Source organism: Streptomyces sp. NPDC101234 (genome assembly GCF_044767525.1).
Lineage (GTDB): Bacteria > Actinomycetota > Actinomycetes > Streptomycetales > Streptomycetaceae > Streptomyces > Streptomyces sasae.
Map to the genome: position 1 here is coordinate 1 of NZ_JBIWOA010000028.1, position 22,812 is coordinate 22,812.

A 22,812-nucleotide genomic window follows, 5' to 3' on the forward strand; every position below is an offset into this window, starting at 1 on the left:
CCGGCACCTGCACCACCTGCCACCAACCCCTGCCCAGAACAACCCCCACCAGCCAGAACCCGAGAGCCAGAGCAACTTAACGGAGTCCTACTAGGCGGTCATCCAAGCGATCGTCCAGGCGGTCATCGCCTTGCGCACACGTCCTGCCGGATCCGCTGGATCCGGCAGGAGGCATGGGCGGGCGGGGCTCCTACTTGGCGAGGAACGACAGCAGCGCCGCGTTCACCTCGTCGGCGTGCGTCCACAGCAGGCCGTGCGGGGCGCCCTCGATCTCCACGTACTCGGCCGACGGCAGCAGCGCGTGGAACGGCCGCCCGGTCGCGTCGATCGGCAGGATGCGGTCGCCGGTGCCGTGCAGGATCAGCGCGGGGACGTCGACCTTCGCCACGTCGGCGCGGAAGTCGGTGATCCACGTCGGCACGCAGGCCGCGGACGCGTGGGCGGAGGCACCGGCCGCCACGTTCCAGCTGTTGCGGAGGGCCTCCTCGCTGATCCGGCTGCCCAGCGTCTCGTCCAGGTTGTAGAAGTCCTGGTAGAACGCGGTGAAGTAGGCGTACCGGTCCTTGGTGACCGCGTCCAGGATGCCGTCGAAGACCGCCTGGTCGACACCGGTCGGGTTGTCGTCGGTCTTGAGGAGGAAGGGCTCCAGGGAGGCCAGGAAGACCGCCTTGGCGACCCGGCCGGAGCCGTAGGTGCCCAGATAGCGGCCGACCTCGCCGGTTCCCATGGAGAAGCCGACCAGGACCGCGTCGGTCAGGTCGAGTGCGGTGAGCACCTTGTCGAGGTCGGCGGCGAAGGTGTCGTAGTCGTAGCCCGTGGTCGGCTGCGAGGAGCGGCCGAAGCCGCGGCGGTCGTAGGTGATGACCCGGTGTCCGGCCGCCAGCAGGACCGGCAGTTGCTTCTCCCAGGAGTGGCCGTCGAGCGGGTACCCGTGGATGAGTACGACGGGCTGTCCGGTGCCGTGGTCCTCGTAGTAGAGCTCGATCGGCGCGCTGTTCTCTTCGCCAACGGTGATGTACGGCATGTTGGTTCGCCCTTCTTGCGTTCGGGAGCTCCAGCACATCACCGGTGCCGGAGCGCTGCCAGGCAGAAGCGCAGGCAGAAGTGCAGGCGGAAGTTCCGGTGAAGATCGTTTGTTGTAATTGTCACGATGACCAGACTTTCCTCTTCCGGCGTGCCTTCTGACGCCACCGCGTTCGGTGCGGTGCTGCGCTCCCTGCGCCGCGCGGCCCGGCTCACCCTGGAGGAGTTGTCGCACGCGTCCGGTGTCAGTGTCCGCGCGCTGGGCGACATGGAGCGTGGCCGCAGCCGGGGCCCGCAGCGCCGTACCGTCGACGCGCTCGCCGCCGCCCTGGAGCTGGACGTTGAGCAGCGGCAGCGGTTGCAGCGGCTGGCCGACGCCGGCCGGGAACGCGGCGGTACGGCAGCCCCGCCGTACCTTCTGCGCACGGTCGCGGACTTCACCGGGCGGGAGCAGGAACTGGCCGATCTGGCGGCGCTCGCCCGCGGCGGCCGTACCCGCGCGGTGGTCCTCTTCGGGCCGGGCGGCCAGGGCAAGACGACCCTCGCCGCACAGGCGGCACGGGAGCTGGCCGCCGAGCACTTCCCGGACGGCTGCGTCAGCGTGCAGCTGCACGGCATGAGCGACACCCCGCTGCCTGCCGCCGAGGCCCTGGTCCTGCTGCTGACGGCCCTCGGGCTGCCGCCCGACCGGATCCCGGTCGACCCGACGGCCCGCGAGGCCGTCTACCGGGCCACGCTCAGCACCCGGCGGGTGCTGGTCGTCCTCGACGACGCGGCCGACGAGGCGCAGGCCAGGCCGCTGCTGCCGGACGCGGAGGGAGGCTTCGTCCTCGTCACCAGCCGACGCCCGCTGACCGGCCTTGAGGGCGTACGACGGATCCGGCTCGGCGCGCTCAGCGGCAGGGAGTCGGCGACCCTGCTCGAACGCATCCTCGGCACGCCGCGCACCGACGGCCAGTCGGCGGCGATCGACCGCCTCGCGCAGCTGTGCGGGCATCTCCCGCTGGCCCTGCGGATCGTCGGCAACCGCCTCTCCAGCCGCCCAGCCTGGACCCCCGCCCGGCTGGCCGACCAACTCGCCGACGAGGAACGGCGGCTGGGCACCCTGGTCGCGGGCGACCTCGCCGTACGCGGCGCGCTCGCCCTCTCCTACCGTCAGCTCACCGCTCCCCGCAGACTGCTGCTGCGCCGCCTCGCCCTGCTCCCCGGCCATGACACCGGCCCCCACCTGGCCGCCGTACTCACCGGCGCCGACGACCAGTTCGCGGTCCAGGACGCCCTCGACCTGCTGGTCGAACGGGGCCTCCTGGAGGAGACCACGCCGGGCCGCTACGCCCTGCACGATCTCGTACGGCTCTTCGCGCGCGAGCAGCTGAGGGCCGAGGAGGAGCCGTCGGTCGTCGAGGCCACCGCTCTGCGCATGGCGGACTGGCTGCTGCGGTCGGCCTCGGCGGCGGGCCGCTGGTTCGAGGCACCCGGCGCGCCCGAACCGTGGCCCGGCGACACCCCCGCCTTCGCTCCGGTCTCGGCCGAGGAGGCGGAGGACTGGCTCGGCACCGAACGCGCCCACTGGACGGGCGCGTTGCCGCTCATGTCCGAGGCGGGGCGGTACGCGGAGATCCTGCACACGGCCCGCACCCTGTACTGGTTCTCCGACCGCTGGGACGCCTGGCCCGAGTGGCGCACCCTGTTCAGCTACGGTCTGCGCTCCGCCACCGCGCTGGGCGACCCGGCGGCCGAGGCCCACCAGCTCAACTGCCTCGCCTGGACGTACGCGGTGCGCGGCGCCTACGAGCAGGCCGAGGAACACGCCCGCCGCGCGCTGGAGCCGGCGACACAGGCCGGTGACACCGGACAGCAGGCCTGGGCCTGGGCCTACATCGCCGGAGCCTGCCTCAACCTGGACCGGCCCGCCGCGGAGGCGGTGCGGGTCGCCGAGGACGCCGTGCGGCTCTTCGAGGTGACCGGCGACCGGGCCGGGCTGGCCGTCTCCCGACGGCTGCTGGGCAGCGCCCTGCGGGAAGCCGGCCGCGCGGAGGAGGCGCTGGCCGTCCATCGGGGCCTGCTCGGGAGGGACGCGGGGAACGTGCCCGGTTTCCAGGAGTACGCGCAGGCGATCCTGCGCTATCAGATGGCCCTCGACCTGCTGGCCCTTCGCCGCTGGTCCGATGCGGTGGAGGCCTTCCGGGCCGGCATCGCCCCGGTCACCCACGGCGGCACCGTCCGCTTCAAGGCCCGTGCGCTCACCAGTTTCGCCACGGCCCTGGAACACTGCGGCGACCTGGCCGGAGCCCGCGCCCGGCTCGCCGAGGCACACCTGCTGTTCAGCGCGGCGGGCGACACGGCCGCCGCGGAACGGACGGCGGCCGAGCTCGAACGCCTCGCGGCCGCTCAGGCGGGTTGACGGCGATCACCCCGGCCGCCCGTACCGCCGTAGGCGGGGGCGACGAAGATGCAGCCGGCCCGCTAGGCCTCCTTTCGGCGTGGGCTCGTGATCACGAACGCCGCCACCAGGAAGGCGGCCAGCGCGACCAGCGCTCCGATGCCGAAGGCGCGGGCGGCGCCATGGGTGAGGATCTCGGCGGGCGTGCCGGCCGTGTGCCGGGTCACCGTGCCGTACACCGTGACCAGGACGGCGAGTCCGAGGGTGCCGCCCAGCCACTGCAGGGTCTGCAGCAGTCCGGAGGCGGCCCCCGCCTCCCGGGGCTCGATACGGGCGAGGATGGTCGCGTTCAGAGGCATGAAGCTCAGGCCGACGCCCGCGCCCAGCAACAGCAGCGGGCCGAGCAGCCCGATGGCGTAACCGTCGCCGGGCCGCAGCCGCCACAGCCAGCCGCCGGCGACGGAGAGCAGGACGATGCCGGTGAGCAGCAACGGCTTGGCGCCGAAGCGGGCCAGCAGCCGCGGCAGCACCCGCACCACCGCGAACATCGTCAGGGTCATGGGAAGGAACGCGAACCCGGCGCGCAACGGGCTGTACTCCAGGACCTGCTGGCAGATGAGGGTGAGGAAGTAGAAGGCGCCGAACATGCCCGCGGGCAGCAGCATGACGGTGAGATAGCCGCCCGCCCGGTCGCGGTCGGCGAACAGCCCGAGCGGCATGATCGGCTGACCGGCCCGGGACTCGATCAGGGCGAAGCCGAAGAGCAGCGCGACCGCGCAGCCGAACCCGAGCAGGGCCTGGGTGTCGCTCCAGCCCTCCTCGGAGACCCGGATGAACGCGTACACCAGCGAGGTCGTCCCGGCCGTCCCGGTCAGCGCGCCGGCCAGGTCGAAGCGGCCCGCGTGCCGCGGGGTCTCGGTCACGAAGCGGGGCAGGGCCAGGAACAGGGCGATGCCGATGGGCACGTTGATGAGCAGGGCCCAGCGCCAGGACGCCCACGAGGTGAGCATGCCGCCCAGGACCAGACCGGCGGAGCCGCCGATACCGGCCATGGAGGAGTAGACACTCAGGGCGTGATGGCGGCGCGGTCCCGGGGGGAAGTTGGTGGTGATCAGGGCCAGGGTGCTGGGGGCGATCAGTGCCGCGCCGACGCCCTGCAGGCCGCGTGCCGCGAGCAGCCAGCCGCCCGCTCCGGCGATTCCGCCGAGCAGCGAGGAGAGCGCGAACAGCAGCGCGCCGGCGCCGAGCGTACGGCGGCGGCCGACGATGTCGCCGACCCGCCCGCCGAGCAGTAACAGACCGCCGAAGGCGAGGGTGTAGGCGTTGAGCACCCAGGACAGGCCGGTGCGGCTGAACCCCAGGTCCTGCTGGATGTCGGGCAGTGCGACGTTGACGACGGTGGAGTCGACGCCGACCATCATGTACGCGGTGACGATGACGAGGAGGGCGGAGCGGAGCCTGGCGGGGTGCGCGGAGGCCGGCGGGGTACCGGCGGTGGTGGACGGGCTGGACGGGGCTGACATGAGCTTCTCCCGTTCTGGACGTCCCCGGATACCGACACCGACGCGGGCACGGACACGGGCATGGGCGCGTACGGGCAGGCGGACTGCCCGGGGAGCACACGGCGATAACCGGGGACTGTCTCCGTTTAGTGCTCGATAAGATACGGAGACGGTCCCCGGTTCGCAAGGAGTAACTGGATGACGCAGGTCAGGCCGATGCGCGCGGACGCTCGCCGCAATTACGAGCGATTGCTGCAGGTCGCCGTCGAGGCCTTCGCCGAGCATGGGGAGAACGCCTCGCTGGACGACATCGCCAAACGGGCGGGCGTCGGCTCCGGCACGCTCTACCGGCACTTCCCGACCCGGCAGGCGCTGCTGGAGGCCGTGTTCGTGGACCGGCTGGAGGGACTGGCGGCGAAGGCCGACGAGTTCGCGGCGGAACTTCCTCCGGCCGCGGCGCTGACGGAGTGGCTGAACGAACTGTGCGTCGCGACCATCCAGGTGCGCGGTCTGAAGGCCCTGCTGGGCTCGGCCGTCACGGACGGCAGTTCGGCCACGGTCACGGCCTGCGGCGTCACGGTCCGCGGCGCGGCGACCCGGCTGGTGGACGCGGCCAAGAAGGAGGGCACCCTGCGTCCCGACATCGAGCCGATCGAACTCCTGCGCCTGGCCCATGGACTGGCCACGGCCTCGGAACTGGCCGACGGGCAGGGCAGGGAGATCCGGCGCTATCTGTCCCTGCTCACGGAGGGGCTGCGGCCGTAGCGCCCACGGCCGCGCACCCGCTCCCGAGCTTTTCCTACAGCGCCTCGGCCCCCGGCTTCACCATGTTCCGTACCGTCCGGGCCTTCACGGACTGTCCGATCGCCGTCATGTCCCACTCCCCGGAGAACTGCCGGACGAGCTTGGCCATCATCACGCCCGTCTGCGCTTCCGCGTTGGTGAGGTCGAAGCGCACCAGTTCCTCGTCGGTCGAGGCGTCCAGGAGGCGGCAGTAGGCCTTGGCGACCTCCGTGAACTTCTGCCCGGAGAAGGAGTTGACCGTGAAGACCAGGCCGGTGACCTCCGGGGGGATCCGGCCGAGGTCGACCACGATCACCTCGTCGTCGCCGCCTCCCTCGCCGGTGAGGTTGTCCCCGGAGTGCTTGACGGCGCCGTTCAGGATGGACAGCTTGCCGAAGTAGCAGCTGTCGATGTGGTTGCGCTGCGGGCCGTACGCGATGACCGACGCGTCCAGGTCGATGTCCTTGCCGCGGAACGCCGGCTCCCAGCCCAGGCCCATCTTCACCTGGGCGAGCAGCGGGCGGCCGCCCTTGACCAGGGACACGGTCTGGTTCTTCTGGAGGCTGACCCGGCCCTTGTCGAGGTTGATCTTCCCGGCGCCGGGGGCGGGGGCGGCCGGCGCGGCGTCCGGCATCGGAGGAGCGGCGGGCGCAGCCGGCTGGACCGCGGGAGCCGGGGGTGCCGCCGCTGCCGGTTCCTCCACCGTCACGCCGAAGTCCGTCGCGATGCCGGCCAGTCCGTTCGCATACCCCTGGCCGACCGCGCGGGCCTTCCACGCGCCGCCCCGCAGATAGATCTCCACGACCACCAGGGCGGTCTCCGTGCCCAGTTGCGGAGGCGTGAACGTGGCCAGCACCGAGCCGTCGTCCGCGTTGCGGATCGTCGCCGTCGGCTCGATGCCCTGGAAGGTCTGGCCTGTGGCGTCGGGGCTCGCGGTGACGACGATCTTCTCGATGCCGGGCGGCACGGCGGCCGTGTCGACGGTGATCGCGTCCGGGGACGCACCGCCGCCGGAGCGGTACGTCACACCCGGGCCGTTCGGCTGGTTGTAGAAGATGAAGTCGTCGTCGGAGCGCACCTTGCCGTCGCCCGTGAGCAGCAGGCCCGACACGTCGAGCCGCACCGGGGCGGCGACGTCCACCGCCACCCGGGAGACGGGGAGAGGGATGTTCGAGCCAGGGGTCATAGCTGTCATGCCGGGTGAACGAACCACCTCGCTTTACCGTTCCCTTAAACTTCTACGGCACCACGACGATCTTCCGTCCCACGCCCGCCGCGAACTGCTCCAGCGCCTGCGGATAGCTGTCGAGCGGCAGCCGGTCGCTGATGAAGACCTCCGGGTCCAGGACCCCGTTCGCGAACAGCTCCGCGGCGCGTTCGTAGCTGTGCAGCACGGCCATGGAGCCGGTGATGGTGATCTCCTGGTTGTAGATGCGGTACGGGTCGATCGTGACCTGGGCCGCGTAGTCGGCGACGCCGAACTGCAGGAAGGTGCCGGCCTTCGACACCCGCTCCAGGCCGTCCTGGATCGCCGCCGCGTTGCCGGTCGCGTCGATCACCACGTCCCAGCCCTGCGGACGGTCCAGCTCGTCGGCGTTCGCCGCGGACGCCGAGACTCCGAGCCTGCGGGCGGTCTCCAGCCGGGCCGGGTTCAGGTCGACCACGTCGACGCTCGCCGCGCCGGTCCGCTTGGCCAGCTCCAGCATCATCAGGCCCATGGTTCCCGAGCCGTAGACCAGGACGTGGGCGCCGAGGCGGGACTTGAGGACGTCGTAGCCGCGCACCGCGCAGGAGAGGGGTTCGACCAGGGCCGCGTCCTGGGTGCGGACGTGCTCGGGGAGTTTCACGCAGTTGGCGACGGGGGCGACCGCGTACTGCGCGGCCCCGCCCGGGACCGTGACCCCGATCGCCGCCCACCGCTCGCAGAGGTTGTTGTGGCCGGCCCGGCAGTAGCGGCACTCGAAGCAGTACAGGGACGGGTCGACCGCGACCCGGTCGCCGATCGCCACCTCGGTCACCTGGGAGCCGACGCCGACCACCTCACCGGCGAACTCGTGTCCCGGCACGATCGGCAGCTTGGGCGCGAACTCGCCCTGGAGGATGTGCAGATCCGTGCCGCACAGGCCGCACGCGGCCACCTCCACGACGACCTCGCGGGGGCCCGGTGTCGGGTCCGGGACCTCGGTGACGACGGCGCGGCCCACGGACTCGATGACGGCGGCCTTCATTTGAGGGCTCCCAACGACAGGCCCTGGACCAGCTTGTCCTGGGCGGCGAACCCCGCGGCGAGCACCGGCAGGGAGACCACGAGCGACGCGGCGCACACCTTGGCCAGGAACAGGCCCTGGCTGGTGATGAAACCGGTCAGGAAGACGGGGGCGGTCTCGGCGACCACGCCCGTCAGGACTCGGGCGAACAACAACTCGTTCCAGCTGAAGATGAAGCAGATCAGGGCGGTCGCGGCGATGCCGGGCAGGGCGATCGGGGCGACCACGCGCCACAGGATCGTCGGCAGCCGGGCGCCGTCGATCTGTGCCGCCTCGATCACCGCGACGGGGACCTCGGCGAGGAAGGACTGCATCATCCACACCGCGATCGGCAGGTTCATGGAGGTGTAGAGGACGACCAGGAACCAGATGTTGTCCAGCATCCCGGTGTTCTTCGCGAACAGGTAGATCGGCAGCAGCCCGGCCACCACCGGCAGCATCTTCGTGGACAGGAAGAAGAACAGGACGTCCGTCCACTTCCGCACCCGCCGGATCGACAGCGCGTAGGCCGCCGGGAAGGCCAGGACGAGGACGAACAGGGTCGAGACAATCGACGCCACCGCCGAGTTGATCAGCGCCGGCCAGGGGCTGGCGCCGCCGCCCGCGCCGAAGAACTCGCGGTAGCCGTCCAGGGTGAGGGCGGCGCCGAAAGACGGCGGGTTGGTCGCCGCGTCCGCCTCGGAGTGGAAGGACGTCAGCGCCATCCAGGCGATGGGGAAGAAGAAGACGATGCCGGCCAGCCAGGCCACCAGGCCGATGCTCAGGCCCCGGTGCTTCCTGACGCGTAGGGCGAGGCTGCTCATGCGCGGGACGCCTCCTCTCGGAACAGGGACGACACCACGCGCAGGGCGAAGGTCGCGATGATGATCGAGCCGATGACCACCAGGACCCCGGCGGCCGAGGCGAGGCCGTTCTCGTGGGCCTGGTAGAAGCTCTGGTAGACGGTGTAGGGGAGGTTGGCGGTGCCGAGGCCGCCGGACGTGATCGTGAAGACCGCGTCGAAGTTCTGGACGATGTAGATGCAGCCCAGCAGGGCGCCGAGTTCGAGATAGCGGCGCAGGTGCGGAAGCGTCAGATGGCGGAAGATCTGCCACTCGTTGGCACCGTCCACCCGCGCGGCCTCGATCTGCTCGGGGTCCCGGCTCTGCAGCCCGGCGAGCAGGATCAGCATCATGAACGGCGTCCACTGCCACACCAGGGCGGCCTCGACCGCCAGCAGCGGGGTACTGGAGATCCAGTCGGGCTGCGGACCGCCGACATAGTGCAACAGGCCGTTGAGCAGGCCGTATTCGGGGTTGTAGAGGACGTGCTTCCAGAGCAGCGCCGCGGCCACCGGGACCACCAGGAAGGGAGCGATCAGCAGGGTGCGGACGATGCCCCGGCCGCGGAACCTGTTGTTCAGCAGCAGCGCGAGCGCGAGGCCCAGCACCAGGCTGACCAGTACCACCGTCACGGTGAGCAGCACGGTCGTCCAGACCGAGTGGCGCAGGTCCGGGTCGGTGAGGACCTGGCGGTAGTTGTCGACGCCGGTGAAGTGGCGGGCCTTCGGGTAGAGGGCGTTCCAGTCGAAGAAGGAGATGACCACCGTGGCCACGAACGGCAGCTGGGTCACGACGATCATGAAGACCAGGGCGGGCAGCAGAGGGGCCCGGGTGGCCCAGACGCGCAGGCGGGCCGAGGGCGGCCGCGAGGCGCGTGCGGGGGTCGCTGCGTAGGGGGCTGTCGTCGCGGTCATCGTCCCTCGTACTCCTTGGAGATCTTCTCGGCGAGCTGCTGGGACTTCTTGAGGGCCGAGTCGACGGACTGCCGTCCGGCGATGGCCGAGCTGATCTCCTGGGAGACCTTGGTGCCGAGATCGGTGAACTCGGGGATGTCGACGAACTGGATGCCGGGCGCGGGCCGCGGCTGCACGCCGGGGTCGTTCGGGCGGGCGCTCTCGATGGCCTCCTTGGTCATCTCCTGGAACGCGGCGGCCGACTTCACGTAGTCGGGGTTGGTGTAGGTCGAGGCCCGCTTGCCCGCCGGGACGTCGGACCAGCCGCTGGTCCGGCCGACCAGGTCCTCGTACTGCTTGCCGGACGCCCAGGACACGAACTTCCAGGCCTTGTCGGGGTTGCGGGAGGCCTTCTGGATGCCCCAGGCCCAGGTGTAGAGCCAGCCGGCGGACCTGGTCTGTTCGACGGGGGCGGGGACATAGCCGAGCTTGCCCTTGACCGGGGAGCCGTCCGCCTCCAGGAGGCCGGCCGCGCTGGTGGCGTCGTACCACATGGCGACCTTGCCCTGGGTCATGTTGTTGAGGCACTCGGCGAAGCCGGACTGCGGGGCGCCCGACTCACCGTGCTCGCGGACCAGGCCGACATAGAACTTCGTCGCGTTCTCGAACCCGGGCGAGGTCAGCCGGGCCTTCCAGTCCTTGTCGAACCAGGTGCCCCCGAAGGTGTTCACGACCGTGGTCAGCGGCGCCATCAGCTCGCCCCAGCCGGGCAGCCCGCGCAGACAGATGCCGCGCATGCCGGGCTGCGCGCCGTCCACTTTCGCGGCGAGGTCGGCGACCTGCTGCCAGGTGGGGTGCGCGGGCATCGTCAGGCCCTTCGCCGCGAACACGTCCTTGCGGTACATCAGGAAGGACGACTCGCCGTAGAAGGGCTGGCCGTAGAGCTTGCCGTCGCTCGCGGTCAGGGACTCGCGCATCGGCTGGAGGATGTCCTGCTCGTCGTAGCCCGGGTCCTTGGCGACATACGAGTCCATCTCGTGCAGCCAGCCGTTGCGGGCGTAGATCGGTATCTCGTAGTTGGACAGGGTGGCCACGTCGTACTGGCCGGCCTGGTTGGCGAAGTCCTGGCTGATCTTGTCGCGGACGTCGTTCTCGGGCAGGACGGTGAAGTTGACCTTGATGCCGGTCTCCTTGGTGAAGCGCGGCGCGAGCTTCTGGAGTTCCGTCATCTGGGGGTTGTTGACCATCAGCACGTTGATCGAGTCGCCGCCGGAACCGGACCCGCCCGCACCGACCCAGCAGCCGGAGAGCAGCGGGGCGAGCAGCGTCCCTGCGGCGGCCATGGCGAGGGTGACTCGCGGCCTCCGTCGGCTCGGGGTTCGCATGGATCGCTCCTGGAGGAATCGGGATATATGGGGCAGTGCGGGGTGTGGAAAGGCCTTCAAGGGGTGAGGGTGGCGGGTCAGACCCGGATGACCTGTGGGCCCAGCAGGGAGTAGCGGTGGGCCTCGGCGCTGGGGAGCAGGGTGCTCGTCACGATCGCCTCCAGGGCGCCGACCTCCGTGAAACGGCAGAAGCTGACGGCGCCGAACTTGGTGTGCACGCCCGCGAAGACCGTCCGGCGGGCAGCCCGGATGGCCTGGGCCTTGACCTCGCCGACGGCGGGATCCGGGGTGGTCAGCCCGTGCTCGCGCGAGATGCCGTTGGCTCCAATGTAGGCGAGATCGAGAACGAAACCGGCGAGCATCTTCGTCGTCCAGTGGTCGACGGTCGCCAGCGTGCCGGCCCGCACCCGTCCGCCGAGCAGCAGGACCGACATGTTCTCGGTCTCGGCGAGCGTGCCCGCCACCGGCAGCGACGCCGTGACCACGGTCAGCGGCCGGTCCGTCGGCAGCGCCTCGGCGATGAGCTGGGGGGTGAAGCCCTCGTCGACGAAGACGGTCTCGGCGTCGCCCAGCAGCTCGGCGGCGGCCGACGCGATCCGCCGCTTCTCCGGGACATGGCTGGTCGAGCGGAAGGCGAGCGTGGTCTCGAAGCCGGCGCTCTCGACGGGATACGCGCCCCCGTGGGTGCGGCGCACCAGGCCGTGGTCCTCCAGTGCGCGCAGGTCGCGGCGGATGGTCTCCTTGGCCACGCCCAGGGCGTCGGAGAGGGCGGTGACATCGACGGAGCCCGTGGCGCGCGCGACCCGCACGATCTCACGCTGGCGCTCTTCCGCCGTGTTCGTGCTCATCCCGTCACCCACTCCCTCGTGGAAACGCCGTGGAACCGCCCGTGGAACCGCCCGTGGAACTGGCCGTATGGCCGCCCGTGGGGGCCCGCGGAACTGCCCGTTCGGGCCATGCAGCAAGTTCTACAGCGGGTGCGCGACGCTGACCAGGCCTGTTGCGGGCCCGATACTGCCCGTGCGTGCCCGTTTGCCGGGCGCGGTGCCCGCCTCGGACCTGCGCGGCTGCCGGGGGAGGGGTGGGAGCGGGCGGCCCGGATGCCCGAATACGACGGCGGGCGGGCCCGTTCGGTGCCCGCCCGCCGTCGTACGTGACCGTTTTCCGCCGCCGCGTGTTTTTCAGTACGGCCGGATCAGTACGGCCAGATCGGCGGGTCGTTCACGAAGCGGCCGCCCAGGTGGGTGTGGGCCGGGTTCTCCGGGTCCAGCTCGCCGTGCTCGGCGATCAGCTTGGCTGCGTACTGTTCGGAGTCGTCCTGGGGTTCGTAGCCGAGCGCCCGTGCGCCGGCCAGGTCCCACCACAGGCGGGTGTTGGCGGAGGAGCCGTAGACGACGGTGTGGCCGACCTCCTCGGCGGTCAGGGCCGCATGGAAGAGCCGGGCGCCGTCGGCGGGGCTCATCCACACCGAGAGCATCCGCACGTCCGTCGGCTCGGCGAAGCAGGAGCCGATGCGGACGGAGACGGTCTCCAGGCCGTGCCGGTCCCAGTACAGCTGGGCGAGGTCCTCGCCGAAGGACTTGGACAGGCCGTAGAAGGTGTCCGGGCGGTGCGGGGTGTCGACCGGGATGAGCGGGTCGCCCGCCCGCGGGGCGAGGGTGTAGCCGACCGCATGGTTGGAGGAGGCGAAGACGATGCGCGGCACGCCGGCCTCGCGGGCGGCCTCGTACAGGTTGTAGGTGCCCTCGATGTTCGAGCGGAGGATCTTCTCGAAGGGTGCCTCCAGGGAGATCCCCGCGAGGTGCAGGACCGCGTCCACACCCCGCACGGCCTCTCGCAGCGCTTCCTTGTCGGAGAGGTCGGCGGTGATCGCGTCCGGCTCGCCCTCGACCGGACGCACGTCGAACAGGCGCAGTTCATAGCCGTACGCCGGGAGCAGGGACCGCATCAGAGTGCCGAGCCCGCCTGCGGCGCCGGTCAGCAGTAGCGTGCGGGGAGTGGGCATCCACGGTCTCCTTGACTTGGCGCCGGTCGCGTACATGCATGATATTCACATTCATGGACACGCTAAGGAGCTGGGGCGCATGGCGTCAAGTGTGCCGTGGAGTGCGGAAATCCGCTCGCATGTTGGTCGTTCGTCTCCTTGACCGGCCCTCGCGGGGGCTCGTAACGTGGTCGCGTTCATGAATATGGACGCCGATCAGAGACATGCATGGACAGGGAGCGCCCGTGACGCCAGCCCCTCTCGCCGCCCGGCTTCGTGACCCGCGCGGGCCGCTCTTCTTCCCCGTCACGGCCTACGGCCCCGACGGCTCCCTCGACCTCGACGCCTACCGCGAGCACGTCCGCAGGGGTGTCGAGGCCGGTGCCGCCGCCGTCTTCGCCTGCTGCGGCACCGGGGAGTTCCACGCGCTGCTGCCGGAGGAGTACGAGGCCTGCGTGGCCGCGGCCGTGACGGCGGCCGAGGGCCGGGTCCCGGTGGTCGCGGGCGCCGGATACGGCACCGCGCTCGCCGTGCGCTACGCGCGTCTCGCCGAGGCCGCGGGCGCCGACGGACTGCTCGCCATGCCGCCCTACCTGGTGGTCGCCGGCCAGGAGGGACTGCTGCGGCACTACCGGGAGGTGGCCGCCGCCACCGCTCTCCCGGTGATCGTCTACCAGCGGGACAACGCGGTGTTCACCCCGCCCACGGTCGTCGAACTCGCCCGCTCCAAGGGCATCATCGGCTTCAAGGACGGCCTCGGCGACCTGGACCTGATGCAGCGCATCGTCAGCGCCGTCCGCACCGAAGTCCCGGGCGACTTCCTCTACTTCAACGGTCTGCCCACCGCCGAACAGACCCAGCTCGCCTACCAGGCCATCGGCATCACCCTCTACTCCTCCGCCGTCTTCTGCTTCGTCCCGGAGATCGCCCTCGCCTTCCACGCGGCCCTGCGCGACGACGACCGGCCCACCCTGGAACGCCTCCTGGACGGCTTCTACCGCCCGTTCGTCGAACTCCGCGCGCAGGGACGGGGATACGCCGTCTCGCTGGTCAAGGCGGGCGTACGGCTGCGCGGCCTGGACGTCGGCGAGGTCCGCCCCCCGCTGCACGAGCCGGGCGAGGACCATGTGAAGCAGCTCGCCCAGCTGATCGAGCGCGGGTACGCACTGCTGGAGGGGGACGCGTGAAGGCGCCGGGAGAAGGGCGTATGAAGGCGTCGGCGTTCGTCTACCCCTGGGACGTCGACGGGGACCCGGAGGCCGCGGACCGTATCGCCGCGCTCGGCGTGGACCAGGTCACCCTCGCCTCCGCCTACCACTCCACCCGCGCACTGACCCCCCGCCACCCCCGCCGCCGTATCGTCACCGCCGAACACGCGGCCGTGTACTACCCGGCGGACGGCGACCGCTGGACGGGCCGCCGGCTCCGCCCGTACCCGGCGGGCGACTGGGCCCCCGGCGACGCCTACGGCGAGGCGGCCGAAGCCCTGCGCGGCGCCGGCCTCGAAGTGCACACCTGGGTGATCCTCGCCCACAACTCCCGGATGGGCGCCGAACATCCGGACACCTCGGTCGTCAACGCCTACGGCGACCGCTACCCCTGGGCCCCCTGCATCGCCCAGCCCGCCACGCGCGCGTACCTGACCGACCTCGCCGCCGAGGCCGCCGTACGCCCGGGCGCGGCCGGCACCGAACTGGAGTCCCTCGGCTGGTACGGCCTCCAGCATCTGCACGCCCACGACAAGACCGCGGGGATCCCGCTCGGCGACGCCGGCCAGTACCTGATGGCACTGTGCTTCTGCCCGACCTGCCGGGCCGGATACGGCGATCAGGGCCTGGACGCCGACGTGTTGGCCGCCGCCGTACGCGAGGCCCTGGAGCCGCTGTGGCGCGGCGCGGGTGACGACGCCGGCTGGCCGACCGTCGAGAAACTGCTCGGCGAGACGGTGGCGGCGGCCACGCGCGCGTGGCGGGACGGACAGGCCCGCACGCTCCAGGAGACGGCCGTCGCCGCGGTGCGGGCGGCGGCCCCCGAGGGCTTCCAGGTGCTGCTGCACGCCGACCCGGTGACCCACCACTGCGGAGCCAACGCCGGTGTGGATCCTGCCCACGTGCTCTCGGTCGCCGACGGAGTCGTGGTCCCCTGCGCGGGCGGTACGGCCCTGCTGGCGCCCTTCGCCGAGCACACGCGCCAGGACACGGTCCTGGCGGCCAACTTCACGGTCGTCTCCGGGATGGGCGGCAGCCCCGGCACCCTCGCCGCGGACGCGTCCCGGGCCCGCGAGCTGGGCGCGACCGAACTGCGGCTCTATCACGCCGGGTTGGCGTCCGACGGCGACCTGGCGGCGGTACGGGAGGCGCTGCGCTGAACCAGGGACCCGGCGGTGGCGAGCAGCGCACCGCCGAGGACCGCCAACAGCAGCCGCCGGTCGACGAGTTCGACGAGCGCGGCCCCGACCGCCAGTCCGATCACGTTCGGTGTGAACATCAAGGTGTCGGCGGTCGCGGTCGCCCGGCCCAGCGCGGCGGCCGGGATCTCCCGCTGTACGGCGGTGTAGGCGGCGATCAGCACACAGGGGAGGCCGAGGCCGCCGGCCAGGCTGCACGCCAGCAGCGCGATGTCACTCGGCACGGCCCGCCCCGCCACCGCCACCCCCGTCAGCGCGATGCCGTACGCGGCGAACCGCCGCTCACCGAGCCGCCGTAGCGCGGGCCCGGAGACCAGCCCGACCGCGACCGAGCCGACGCCCTGCACGGCGTACATCACACCGACATAGGCGGGGGAGCGGCCGAGGGCGGCGACCACGGCGTAGTTCAGGCTGCTGCCGAGCGAGGCGAGACACAGCGTGGCGCCACCGGCGCGGACCAGCGGGCGCAGGGCCGGGTGCGCCCACAGCAGGCGGGCGCCCTCGGCGGTCTGCCGCCGCCAGTTCCCGACGGCCGGCCCGGGGCGCTCCTCGCGCACCCGGAGCAGCGCACACAGCCCCGCCGCCAGTACGAAGGTCAGCGCGTCCAGCAGCGCCACGCTCGGCCCGCCGTACGCCGTGTACAGCGCGGCGCCGGTCAGCGGGGCGACCAGCTTCATGCCCTCCCGGGCGGTCATCCGCAGCCCGTTGAAGTCGCCGAGCAGGGCGGGGTCGACAGCGGTGACGACGAGGGCGGAGGAGGCCGCGTCCTCCACGACGCCCGCGGCGCCGTAGAGGAAGAGGACGGTGAGGAGCAGCGGGACGGAGCCGGGGGAGTCGACCGTCCAGAGGAGGAGAAGGAGGACGGCGAGGGCGAGGTTCGTACAGATCAGCAGGGGCTTGCGGCGGACGCGGTCGGCGAGCGTGCCGAGGACGGGGCCGGCGAGGGTGGGGGCCCAGAGGGTGGCGGTGCACAGGGCGGCGAGGCCGTTGGACCCGGTGAGGTCCTTGACCCAGACGCCCGACACCAGCCAGAGCGCGGAACTGCCGAAGCCGGACACCACGACACCGGTGAGGTAGAGGGTCGCGTTGCGGTCGCGGAGGAGACGGGTCACGGACCAGGAGGTGGTCGTCATGCCTGGTCATCGTGGGCCTAAGGCGGGGGCGCGGGGATCGGGAAGGTGCCCTATCCGGGGCGGCGGGGACGGCGGCGGGAATCCGTCGGAACCTGTCGGCAATGCCCATGGGACGTATACGGCGGCGACCCTGGCGTCGGCCCCATGCACAACATCGCACCGATTCTCATCGGTCTCGTCTACGTCCTTGTGATGTCCCTCATCCGCGAACCGCACCGGCGCCGCTTCAACGCGGTGATGGTGGCCGGCGCGGGCGCCGCGTACCTCAGCGGCGGCGGCCTCGGCGGCTGGGAGTTCGTGTTCACGTCCGTGGCCACGTATGTCGCGTACCGGGGCCTGGACTCCTGGACCTTCATCGGCATCGGCCGGCTGATGCACACGTCGTGGGACATCGTGCACGACATCAAGGGCTCACCGCTGATCCCGTTCTTCCTCGACTCGTCGTTCGGATGCGCGATCTGCGACCCGGTGATCGCGCTGTGGTGCTTCCTGGGCGGGGTGTCGGTGTGGCGGATCGATGAGTTTCGGCGCCCGCTCCGGTCCACCTGCCGAAGGCTACGACCGAATCGTCAGGAGGCACCGGAATGACCGGCACGACCATGATCGACCTCGGCCCGCAGGCGAGGATCGTGGCGGCGCTCGCGGAACGGGTGACGGACGAGCAGCTGGCGGCGGTGACACCGTGCCCGGCCTACGTGGTCCGGCACCTGCTGGGCCACCTGGCAGGACTCTCCGTGGCCTTCCGGGACGCGGCCCGCAAGGACCTGGGGGCGACGACCGCCACGCCTCCCGGCACCGTCACGCCCGACATCGGGCCGGGATGGCGGGCGGAACTGCCGAAGGCGCTCGACGAACTGGCCGAGGCCTGGCGGGACCCTTCGGCGTGGAGCGGTATGACCCGTGCGGGCGGGGTCGACCTGCCGGGGCAGGTGGCGGCGGCGGTCGCCGCCGACGAACTGGTCGTCCACGGCTGGGACCTGGCCCGCGCCACGGGCCTGGCGTACGTCCCCGACCCGGCGGCGCTGGCGGCGGCGTACGGCTTCCTGCAGATGGCGGCGCAGGGCGGCCGCGGTCCCTTCGGCCCGGTCGTGCCGGTACCGGAGACCGCGCCGTTGCTGGACCGCACGGTGGGACTGTCCGGCCGGGACCCGGGCTGGAAGCCGTAAAGGCATGGAAACGGTGAGCGGGCGGGGACCCGGATCCGTACTCTCCTCGCCATGCCACTGAGCCTCACCGTCCTCGGCACCGCCTCTCCGCACCCTCGTCCGGGCCGCCCGTGCTCCGGCTATCTGCTGCGGGGCGGCGGTGCCGAGGTGTGGGTGGACGCGGGCACCGGGACCTTCGCGGAATTGCAGCGGCACACGGATCCGGCGCGGCTGACGGCGATCTGGATCTCGCACCTGCACGCGGACCACAGTGCGGACCTGCTGGCCGCCGCCTACGCGTACGCCTTCGGCGGGATGACGCCGGCCGCACCGATCGTGGTGTACGCGCCGCAGGACTGCGCACAGCGGCTGGCGGCCTTCTTCGGCCGGCCGGACGTGGGCTTCCTGCGCGGGGTGTTCGACTTCCGGCCCCTGTACGACGGCCACATCGTCCAGCACTGGAACCTGCGGCTCGCCGCGCGGGCGGTCGCGCACGGCACGGAGGCGTACGGCCTGCGCGCCGAGTGCCAGGGAAGCGCGCTCGCGTACTCCGGGGACACCGGACCGTGCGACGCACTGACCGAACTGGCCGCGCGCGCGGACGTGTTCCTGTGCGAGGCCGACCTCGACGAGCATCGCGACGGCGAACGGGTGCATCTGACACCGGAGGACGCGGGGCGGGTCGCCCGGGAGGCCGGGGTACGGGAGTTGCTGATCACGCATGTGGGCCCGACGCTGACGCGGGAGATGGCGGCGGCCCGGGCGGAGGCGGTCTTCGGGCGTGGGACGAGTGTGGCCCGGGAGGGGGAGGCCAGGGGGATCTGATTCCCGAGGGCGGTCAGAGCGGCGCGCCGGCCGGGTCCAGCCACGACCGCAGCCCCCGTTGAGCCCTCTTCAGCACCTCACCCGGGAGCAGTTCGTCGGCTCGCTCGATCACCACGAGGTTCCAGTCCTTCCGGACGGCCGCGCCAAGGGTCACCCCACGTTCGCGCCGCAGGTACGCCACCGCCGACGCGAGATCCGTCACCGGGGGCGCCACCCCGTACCGGGCGAGCTTCCCGACGTACCGGTCCAGCCACTGCTCCCCCTCCCTCCCGACGGCCCGGGACAACGCGGTCCCGGCGTCACCGTCGAGAAAGACCATGACCGGGGAGACGGGCGCGAGCACGGTCGTCAGGTCGGTCATGAACGCGTCGATCGTGTCCTCGCCGTGCCCCATGGCCAGCAGCGTCGGCACGAACGGCACCAGGGCGTCGGCGACCACCACGTCAATGCCGCCCGCCCGGACCGAGTCGGCGAACTCGGCGGTCGCCGCGATCAACGTCTCCGCAGTGACGGTGCCGGTCGCCCCGAAAGCCTCGGCCACCGCGGCGAACTGCGGACTGGTCAGGATCTCCTCCTCACGGAAGTGGTCCACCCGCAGCCCCGCTCCGGTCAGCCATCGGGCCAGTCCGCCGCACAGCGTCGACTTGCCCACCCCGGGAGCCACTCCCCACACGGTGATCAGAACCGTCATGGCCGCCGAGCCCAGGCACTTCGGCCGCCATCGCCCACCACCTTTGTCAGAAGCATTGACGAAACACAGCCGTCCTCCTACCTTCATCCGCGTCGTACTTCGTACGTCATATATGAGACGCGATACGCGAGACCAGCTACGTAGGACCAGCTACGTCAGACCAGGTCCCCGGACCCGGTACGTGACCCCGAGAGGCGCGCATGACCTCTGTGCCCATGCCGATCCCGTCCCGCACGCAGTTCGTGCTGGACGCGATCAAACACCGCATCCTCACCGGACAGCTGACACCCGGTCAGGCTCTGGTGGAGACCGAGCTCGCCGCTCAGTTCGGGGTGTCCAAGACCCCCGTGAGAGAGGCGCTCAAGACCCTCGCCGGGACCGGGCTGGTCGTGATGAACCAGTACAAGGGCGTCACGGTGCGCATGGTGGACGCGGACATGGCACGCGAGGTCTACGACGTCCGGCTCCTCCTCGAACCCGAGGCGCTCAGGCGGGCCGTGCAGCGTGGCGCCTCCCTCGACGCCGCCCGCGACGCCCTCACCCGTGCCGACGACGCCACCGACACCGCCGAACGCTCCCTCGCCAACCGGGACTTCCACCGCGCCCTCTACCTCCCGTGCGGCAACCCGCTCCTCGGCCGGATGCTCGACGAGGTCCGCGACCAGGCCGCCCTCGTCTCCGCCGTGGCCTGGGCCGCGTCCCCGTCCTGGGAGCGCGAGGCCGACGAACACCGCGAGATCCTCCGGCTCGCCCTGGCCGAAGACGCCGACGGCGCCGCCCGCACCCTGCACGCCCACATCGCGTCCTTCGTCGAGCGCGCCTACCCCGAAGCCCAGGCAAAGGAAGGCCAGGAATGAGCAGCGTGGCATTCGAGACCCGACGGGCGGCCCTGGCCGACGTCGTGGCCATCCCGGTGACCCCGTTCGCCGAGGACGGCAGCGTCGACCAGGCTGCTCACCGGGCCCTGCTGCGCCGCCTCCTCGACGGCGGGATCCGCACCCTCACCCCCAACGGCAACACCGGCGAGTTCTACGCCCTCACCCCCCAGGAGCGGCAGCTCGTCACCGAGTCGACCCTCGACGAGGCCGGGGAGCGGGCCACGGTCCTCGTCGGCGTCGGGCACGACGTGCCGACCGCCGTCGCCTCCGCCCGGCACGCCCGTGAGCACGGCGCCCACATGGTCATGGTCCATCAGCCCGTCCACCCGTACGTCGCGCAGTCCGGCTGGGTCGACTACCACCGCGCGATCGCCGAGTCCGTTCCCGAACTCGGCGTCGTCCCGTACGTCCGCAACGCCCAGCTCGCCGGCGCCCGCCTCGCCGAACTCGCCGACGCCTGCCCCAATGTGATCGGCGTCAAGTACGCCGTCCCCGACGCCGCCAAGTTCGCCGCCTTCGCCCGTGACGCGGGGCTCGACCGCTTCGTCTGGGTCGCCGGACTCGCCGAGCCCTACGCCCCCTCCTACTTCTCGGCCGGCGCCACCGGCTTCACCTCCGGTCTGGTGAACGTCGCCCCGGCTGTTTCGCTGAACATGATCGAAGCGCTTCGATCCGGCGACTACCCGGCCGCCATGAAGGTCTGGGAACAGATCCGCCGCTTCGAGGAACTCCGCGCCGCCAACGGCTCCGCCGACAACGTCACCGTGGTCAAGGAGGCCCTCGCCGCACTCGGCCTCTGCCGCCGCGACGTCCGCCCGCCCAGCAGGCAGCTGCCCGAGGAAGAGCGCGCCGAGGTCGCCGCCATAGCCGCCGGATGGTCGATATGAACGCGCCGCGAGAGACGGGCAGCCCTCGCAAGGAGCCCGAGGAACTGCGCAGCCACCAGTGGTACGGCACCGACGGCCTGCGCTCCTTCAGCCACCGCGCCCGTACCCGCCAGCTCGGCTACCTCCCCGAGGAGCACCTCGGCAAGCCCGTCATCGCGATCCTCAACACCTGGTCGGACATCAATCCCTGTCATGTGCACCTCCGTGATCGGGCGCAGGCCGTCAAACGGGGTGTCTGGCAGGCCGGCGGGTTCCCGCTGGAGTTCCCGGTCTCCACCCTCTCCGAGACCTTCCAGAAGCCGACCCCCATGCTCTACCGCAACCTCCTCGCCATGGAGACCGAGGAACTGCTGCGGTCGTATCCCGTGGACGGCGCCGTCCTCATGGGCGGCTGCGACAAGTCCACCCCGGCCCTGCTCATGGGCGCCGCCTCCGTCGACCTGCCCACCGTCTTCGTGCCCGCGGGGCCCATGCTCCCCGGCCACTGGCGGGGCGAGGTCCTCGGCTCCGGCACCGACATGTGGAAGTACTGGGACGACAAGCGCGCCGGTCTGATCGGCGACTGCGAGATGACGGAGCTGGAGAGCGGCCTCGCCCGTTCCCCCGGCCACTGCATGACCATGGGCACGGCCTCCACGCTCACCGCCGCCGCCGAGGCCCTCGGGGTCACCGTGCCGGGCGCGTCCAGCATCCCGGCCGTCGACTCCGGGCACGACCGGATGGCCGCCAAGGCGGGGCTGACCGTCGTCGAGCTGGTGCACAAGGGCCGGACGCTCTCCCGGCTCCTCACCCCCGACGCCTTCGAGGACGCGGTCACCACCGTCCTCGGGCTCGGCGGCTCCACCAACGCCGTCATCCACCTCATCGCCATGGCCGGACGGGCCGGTGTCCGCCTCACCCTCGACGACTTCGACCGCATCGCCCGCACCGTGCCCGTCCTCGCCGACGTCCGGCCCGGCGGGCGGACCTACCTCATGGAGGACTTCCACTTCGCGGGCGGCCTGCCCGGCTTCCTCTCCCGCATCCCCGACCTGCTCCACCTCGACCGGCCCACGGTGTCGTACGACAGCTACCGCGAACAGCTCGCCGGCGCCCAGGTGCACAACGACGACGTCATCCGGCCCCGGGACAACCCGGTGGCCGCCGAAGGCGGAGTCGCCGTGCTGCGCGGCAACCTCTGCCCGGACGGCGCCGTCATCAAGCACATCGCGGCCGAGCGGCACCTGCTCAGGCACACCGGTCCCGCCGTGGTCTTCGACGACTACCGGACCATGCAGCGCACCATCAACGACCCGGACCTCGGCATCACCGCCGACACCGTGCTCGTCCTGCGCAACTCCGGGCCCAGGGGCGGTCCCGGCATGCCCGAGTACGGCATGCTGCCCATCCCCGACCATCTGCTGAAGCAGGGCGTGCGGGACATGGTGCGGATCTCCGACGCCCGGATGAGCGGCACGAGTTACGGCGCCTGTGTGCTGCACATCGCGCCCGAGTCGTACATCGGCGGCCCCCTCGCCCTCGTCCGCACCGGCGACTCCATCACCCTCGACGTCGAGGCGCGCATCCTCCGGCTCGACGTGGACGAGGAGGAGCTGGCGAAGCGCCGAGGCGAGTGGACGCCGCCGCCCCCGCGGTACGAGCGCGGTTACGGCGCGCTCTACGACCAGCAGATCACCCAGGCCGACACCGGCTGCGACTTCGAGTTCCTGGCCCGGCCGGGAGAAGTCCCGGACCCGTACGCGGGCTGACCCCCCTTCCCTCTGACGATCGTCGAAGCGCTTCAACCATGTGCATCTAGCAAGCGC

The 22,812-nt window shown here is 71.6% G+C and carries 21 protein-coding genes; 10 read left to right on the forward strand and 11 right to left on the reverse strand.

The window, feature by feature from the left end; genetic code table 11:
* Positions 1-190 precede the first annotated feature (190 nt).
* The gene (locus ACIRR9_RS38935; RefSeq protein ID WP_403762241.1) at positions 191-1,024 is read right to left on the reverse strand and encodes an alpha/beta fold hydrolase; all 834 of its coding nucleotides are present in this window, start codon (positions 1,022-1,024) and stop codon (positions 191-193) included.
* Positions 1,025-1,174: 150 nt separating this feature from the next.
* Here ACIRR9_RS38935 and ACIRR9_RS38940 point away from each other — a divergent pair, with 150 nt between their 5' ends.
* Positions 1,175-3,427, forward strand: a complete 2,253-nt coding sequence (locus tag ACIRR9_RS38940) for an NB-ARC domain-containing protein (protein WP_403762244.1) — start codon at positions 1,175-1,177, stop codon at positions 3,425-3,427.
* A gap of 62 nt (positions 3,428-3,489) precedes the next feature.
* Here ACIRR9_RS38940 and ACIRR9_RS38945 read toward each other — a convergent pair whose 3' ends face one another.
* Entirely contained in the window at positions 3,490-4,929 is a 1,440-nt protein-coding gene (locus ACIRR9_RS38945; RefSeq protein ID WP_403762247.1) for an MFS transporter, read from the reverse strand.
* A gap of 177 nt (positions 4,930-5,106) precedes the next feature.
* Here ACIRR9_RS38945 and ACIRR9_RS38950 point away from each other — a divergent pair, with 177 nt between their 5' ends.
* Positions 5,107-5,673, forward strand: coding sequence for a TetR/AcrR family transcriptional regulator (locus ACIRR9_RS38950; RefSeq protein WP_403762250.1), 567 nt, complete (start codon positions 5,107-5,109; stop codon positions 5,671-5,673).
* Positions 5,674-5,707: 34 nt separating this feature from the next.
* On the opposite strand, the gene ACIRR9_RS38955 is transcribed toward ACIRR9_RS38950, so the two are convergent.
* The 7 genes from ACIRR9_RS38955 to ACIRR9_RS38985 all read right to left on the reverse strand — a co-directional run bounded on the left by ACIRR9_RS38955 (position 5,708) and on the right by ACIRR9_RS38985 (position 13,062).
* Positions 5,708-6,877 carry a TerD family protein gene (locus ACIRR9_RS38955; RefSeq protein WP_403762252.1) on the reverse strand — a complete coding sequence of 390 codons (1,170 nt, stop codon included), beginning with the start codon at positions 6,875-6,877 and terminating at the stop codon, positions 5,708-5,710.
* Between the two features lie 52 nt (positions 6,878-6,929).
* Positions 6,930-7,919 carry a zinc-dependent alcohol dehydrogenase family protein gene (locus tag ACIRR9_RS38960; protein WP_403762255.1) on the reverse strand — a complete coding sequence of 330 codons (990 nt, stop codon included), beginning with the start codon at positions 7,917-7,919 and terminating at the stop codon, positions 6,930-6,932.
* A complete protein-coding gene (locus ACIRR9_RS38965) occupies positions 7,916-8,761 on the reverse strand; it encodes a carbohydrate ABC transporter permease (RefSeq protein ID WP_403762258.1) in 846 nt (281 codons plus the stop codon). Before ACIRR9_RS38965 ends, ACIRR9_RS38960 begins: the two co-directional genes overlap by 4 nt.
* Positions 8,758-9,693, reverse strand: coding sequence for a carbohydrate ABC transporter permease (locus tag ACIRR9_RS38970; protein WP_403762261.1), 936 nt, complete (start codon positions 9,691-9,693; stop codon positions 8,758-8,760). Before ACIRR9_RS38970 ends, ACIRR9_RS38965 begins: the two co-directional genes overlap by 4 nt.
* On the reverse strand, positions 9,690-11,057 hold the full coding sequence (locus ACIRR9_RS38975) for an ABC transporter substrate-binding protein (protein ID WP_403762264.1): 1,368 nt from the start codon (positions 11,055-11,057) through the stop codon (positions 9,690-9,692). Before ACIRR9_RS38975 ends, ACIRR9_RS38970 begins: the two co-directional genes overlap by 4 nt.
* A gap of 77 nt (positions 11,058-11,134) precedes the next feature.
* Positions 11,135-11,905, reverse strand: a complete 771-nt coding sequence (locus ACIRR9_RS38980) for a DeoR/GlpR family DNA-binding transcription regulator (protein ID WP_403762267.1) — start codon at positions 11,903-11,905, stop codon at positions 11,135-11,137.
* 347 nt (positions 11,906-12,252) lie between these two features.
* A complete protein-coding gene (locus tag ACIRR9_RS38985) occupies positions 12,253-13,062 on the reverse strand; it encodes an NAD-dependent epimerase/dehydratase family protein (RefSeq protein WP_403762270.1) in 810 nt (269 codons plus the stop codon).
* 224 nt (positions 13,063-13,286) lie between these two features.
* On the opposite strand from ACIRR9_RS38985, the gene ACIRR9_RS38990 reads away from it, so the two are divergent.
* Both ACIRR9_RS38990 and ACIRR9_RS38995 read left to right on the forward strand, forming a co-directional pair.
* On the forward strand, positions 13,287-14,228 hold the full coding sequence (locus tag ACIRR9_RS38990; RefSeq protein ID WP_403762273.1) for a 5-dehydro-4-deoxyglucarate dehydratase: 942 nt from the start codon (positions 13,287-13,289) through the stop codon (positions 14,226-14,228).
* 20 nt (positions 14,229-14,248) lie between these two features.
* Positions 14,249-15,409: a hypothetical protein gene (locus ACIRR9_RS38995; RefSeq protein WP_403762276.1), complete on the forward strand. Its 1,161-nt coding sequence runs from the start codon at positions 14,249-14,251 to the stop codon at positions 15,407-15,409.
* Here ACIRR9_RS38995 and ACIRR9_RS39000 read toward each other — a convergent pair.
* Positions 15,352-16,581 carry an MFS transporter gene (locus tag ACIRR9_RS39000; protein ID WP_403762279.1) on the reverse strand — a complete coding sequence of 410 codons (1,230 nt, stop codon included), beginning with the start codon at positions 16,579-16,581 and terminating at the stop codon, positions 15,352-15,354. The two genes, ACIRR9_RS38995 and ACIRR9_RS39000, sit on opposite strands and share 58 nt — an antisense overlap.
* 144 nt (positions 16,582-16,725) lie before the next feature.
* Between ACIRR9_RS39000 and ACIRR9_RS39005 the strand changes: the two genes are divergently transcribed.
* The 3 genes from ACIRR9_RS39005 to ACIRR9_RS39015 are packed head-to-tail and all read left to right on the forward strand — an operon-like array spanning position 16,726 to position 18,551.
* A complete protein-coding gene (locus ACIRR9_RS39005; protein ID WP_403762282.1) occupies positions 16,726-17,169 on the forward strand; it encodes a DUF6010 family protein in 444 nt (147 codons plus the stop codon).
* Complete coding sequence (locus tag ACIRR9_RS39010) at positions 17,166-17,747, forward strand: TIGR03086 family metal-binding protein (protein ID WP_403762285.1); 582 nt, start codon at positions 17,166-17,168, stop codon at positions 17,745-17,747. Before ACIRR9_RS39005 ends, ACIRR9_RS39010 begins: the two co-directional genes overlap by 4 nt.
* 51 nt (positions 17,748-17,798) lie before the next feature.
* Positions 17,799-18,551 (forward strand): MBL fold metallo-hydrolase, encoded by a 753-nt coding sequence (locus ACIRR9_RS39015; RefSeq protein WP_403762288.1) that lies wholly within the window; start codon positions 17,799-17,801, stop codon positions 18,549-18,551.
* 13 nt (positions 18,552-18,564) lie between these two features.
* On the opposite strand, the gene ACIRR9_RS39020 is transcribed toward ACIRR9_RS39015, so the two are convergent.
* Positions 18,565-19,242: a hypothetical protein gene (locus ACIRR9_RS39020; RefSeq protein ID WP_403762291.1), complete on the reverse strand. Its 678-nt coding sequence runs from the start codon at positions 19,240-19,242 to the stop codon at positions 18,565-18,567.
* 200 nt (positions 19,243-19,442) lie between these two features.
* On the opposite strand from ACIRR9_RS39020, the gene ACIRR9_RS39025 reads away from it, so the two are divergent.
* From ACIRR9_RS39025 to araD, 3 genes are read left to right on the forward strand one after another with little or no spacing between them, the layout of a single operon-like run.
* Positions 19,443-20,099 (forward strand): GntR family transcriptional regulator, encoded by a 657-nt coding sequence (locus tag ACIRR9_RS39025; protein WP_403762293.1) that lies wholly within the window; start codon positions 19,443-19,445, stop codon positions 20,097-20,099.
* Complete coding sequence (locus tag ACIRR9_RS39030) at positions 20,096-21,007, forward strand: dihydrodipicolinate synthase family protein (protein WP_403762296.1); 912 nt, start codon at positions 20,096-20,098, stop codon at positions 21,005-21,007. Before ACIRR9_RS39025 ends, ACIRR9_RS39030 begins: the two co-directional genes overlap by 4 nt.
* Complete coding sequence (gene araD / locus ACIRR9_RS39035) at positions 21,004-22,755, forward strand: L-arabinonate dehydratase (RefSeq protein WP_403762298.1); 1,752 nt, start codon at positions 21,004-21,006, stop codon at positions 22,753-22,755. Before ACIRR9_RS39030 ends, araD begins: the two co-directional genes overlap by 4 nt.
* The last annotated feature ends 57 nt before the right edge of the window (positions 22,756-22,812 follow it).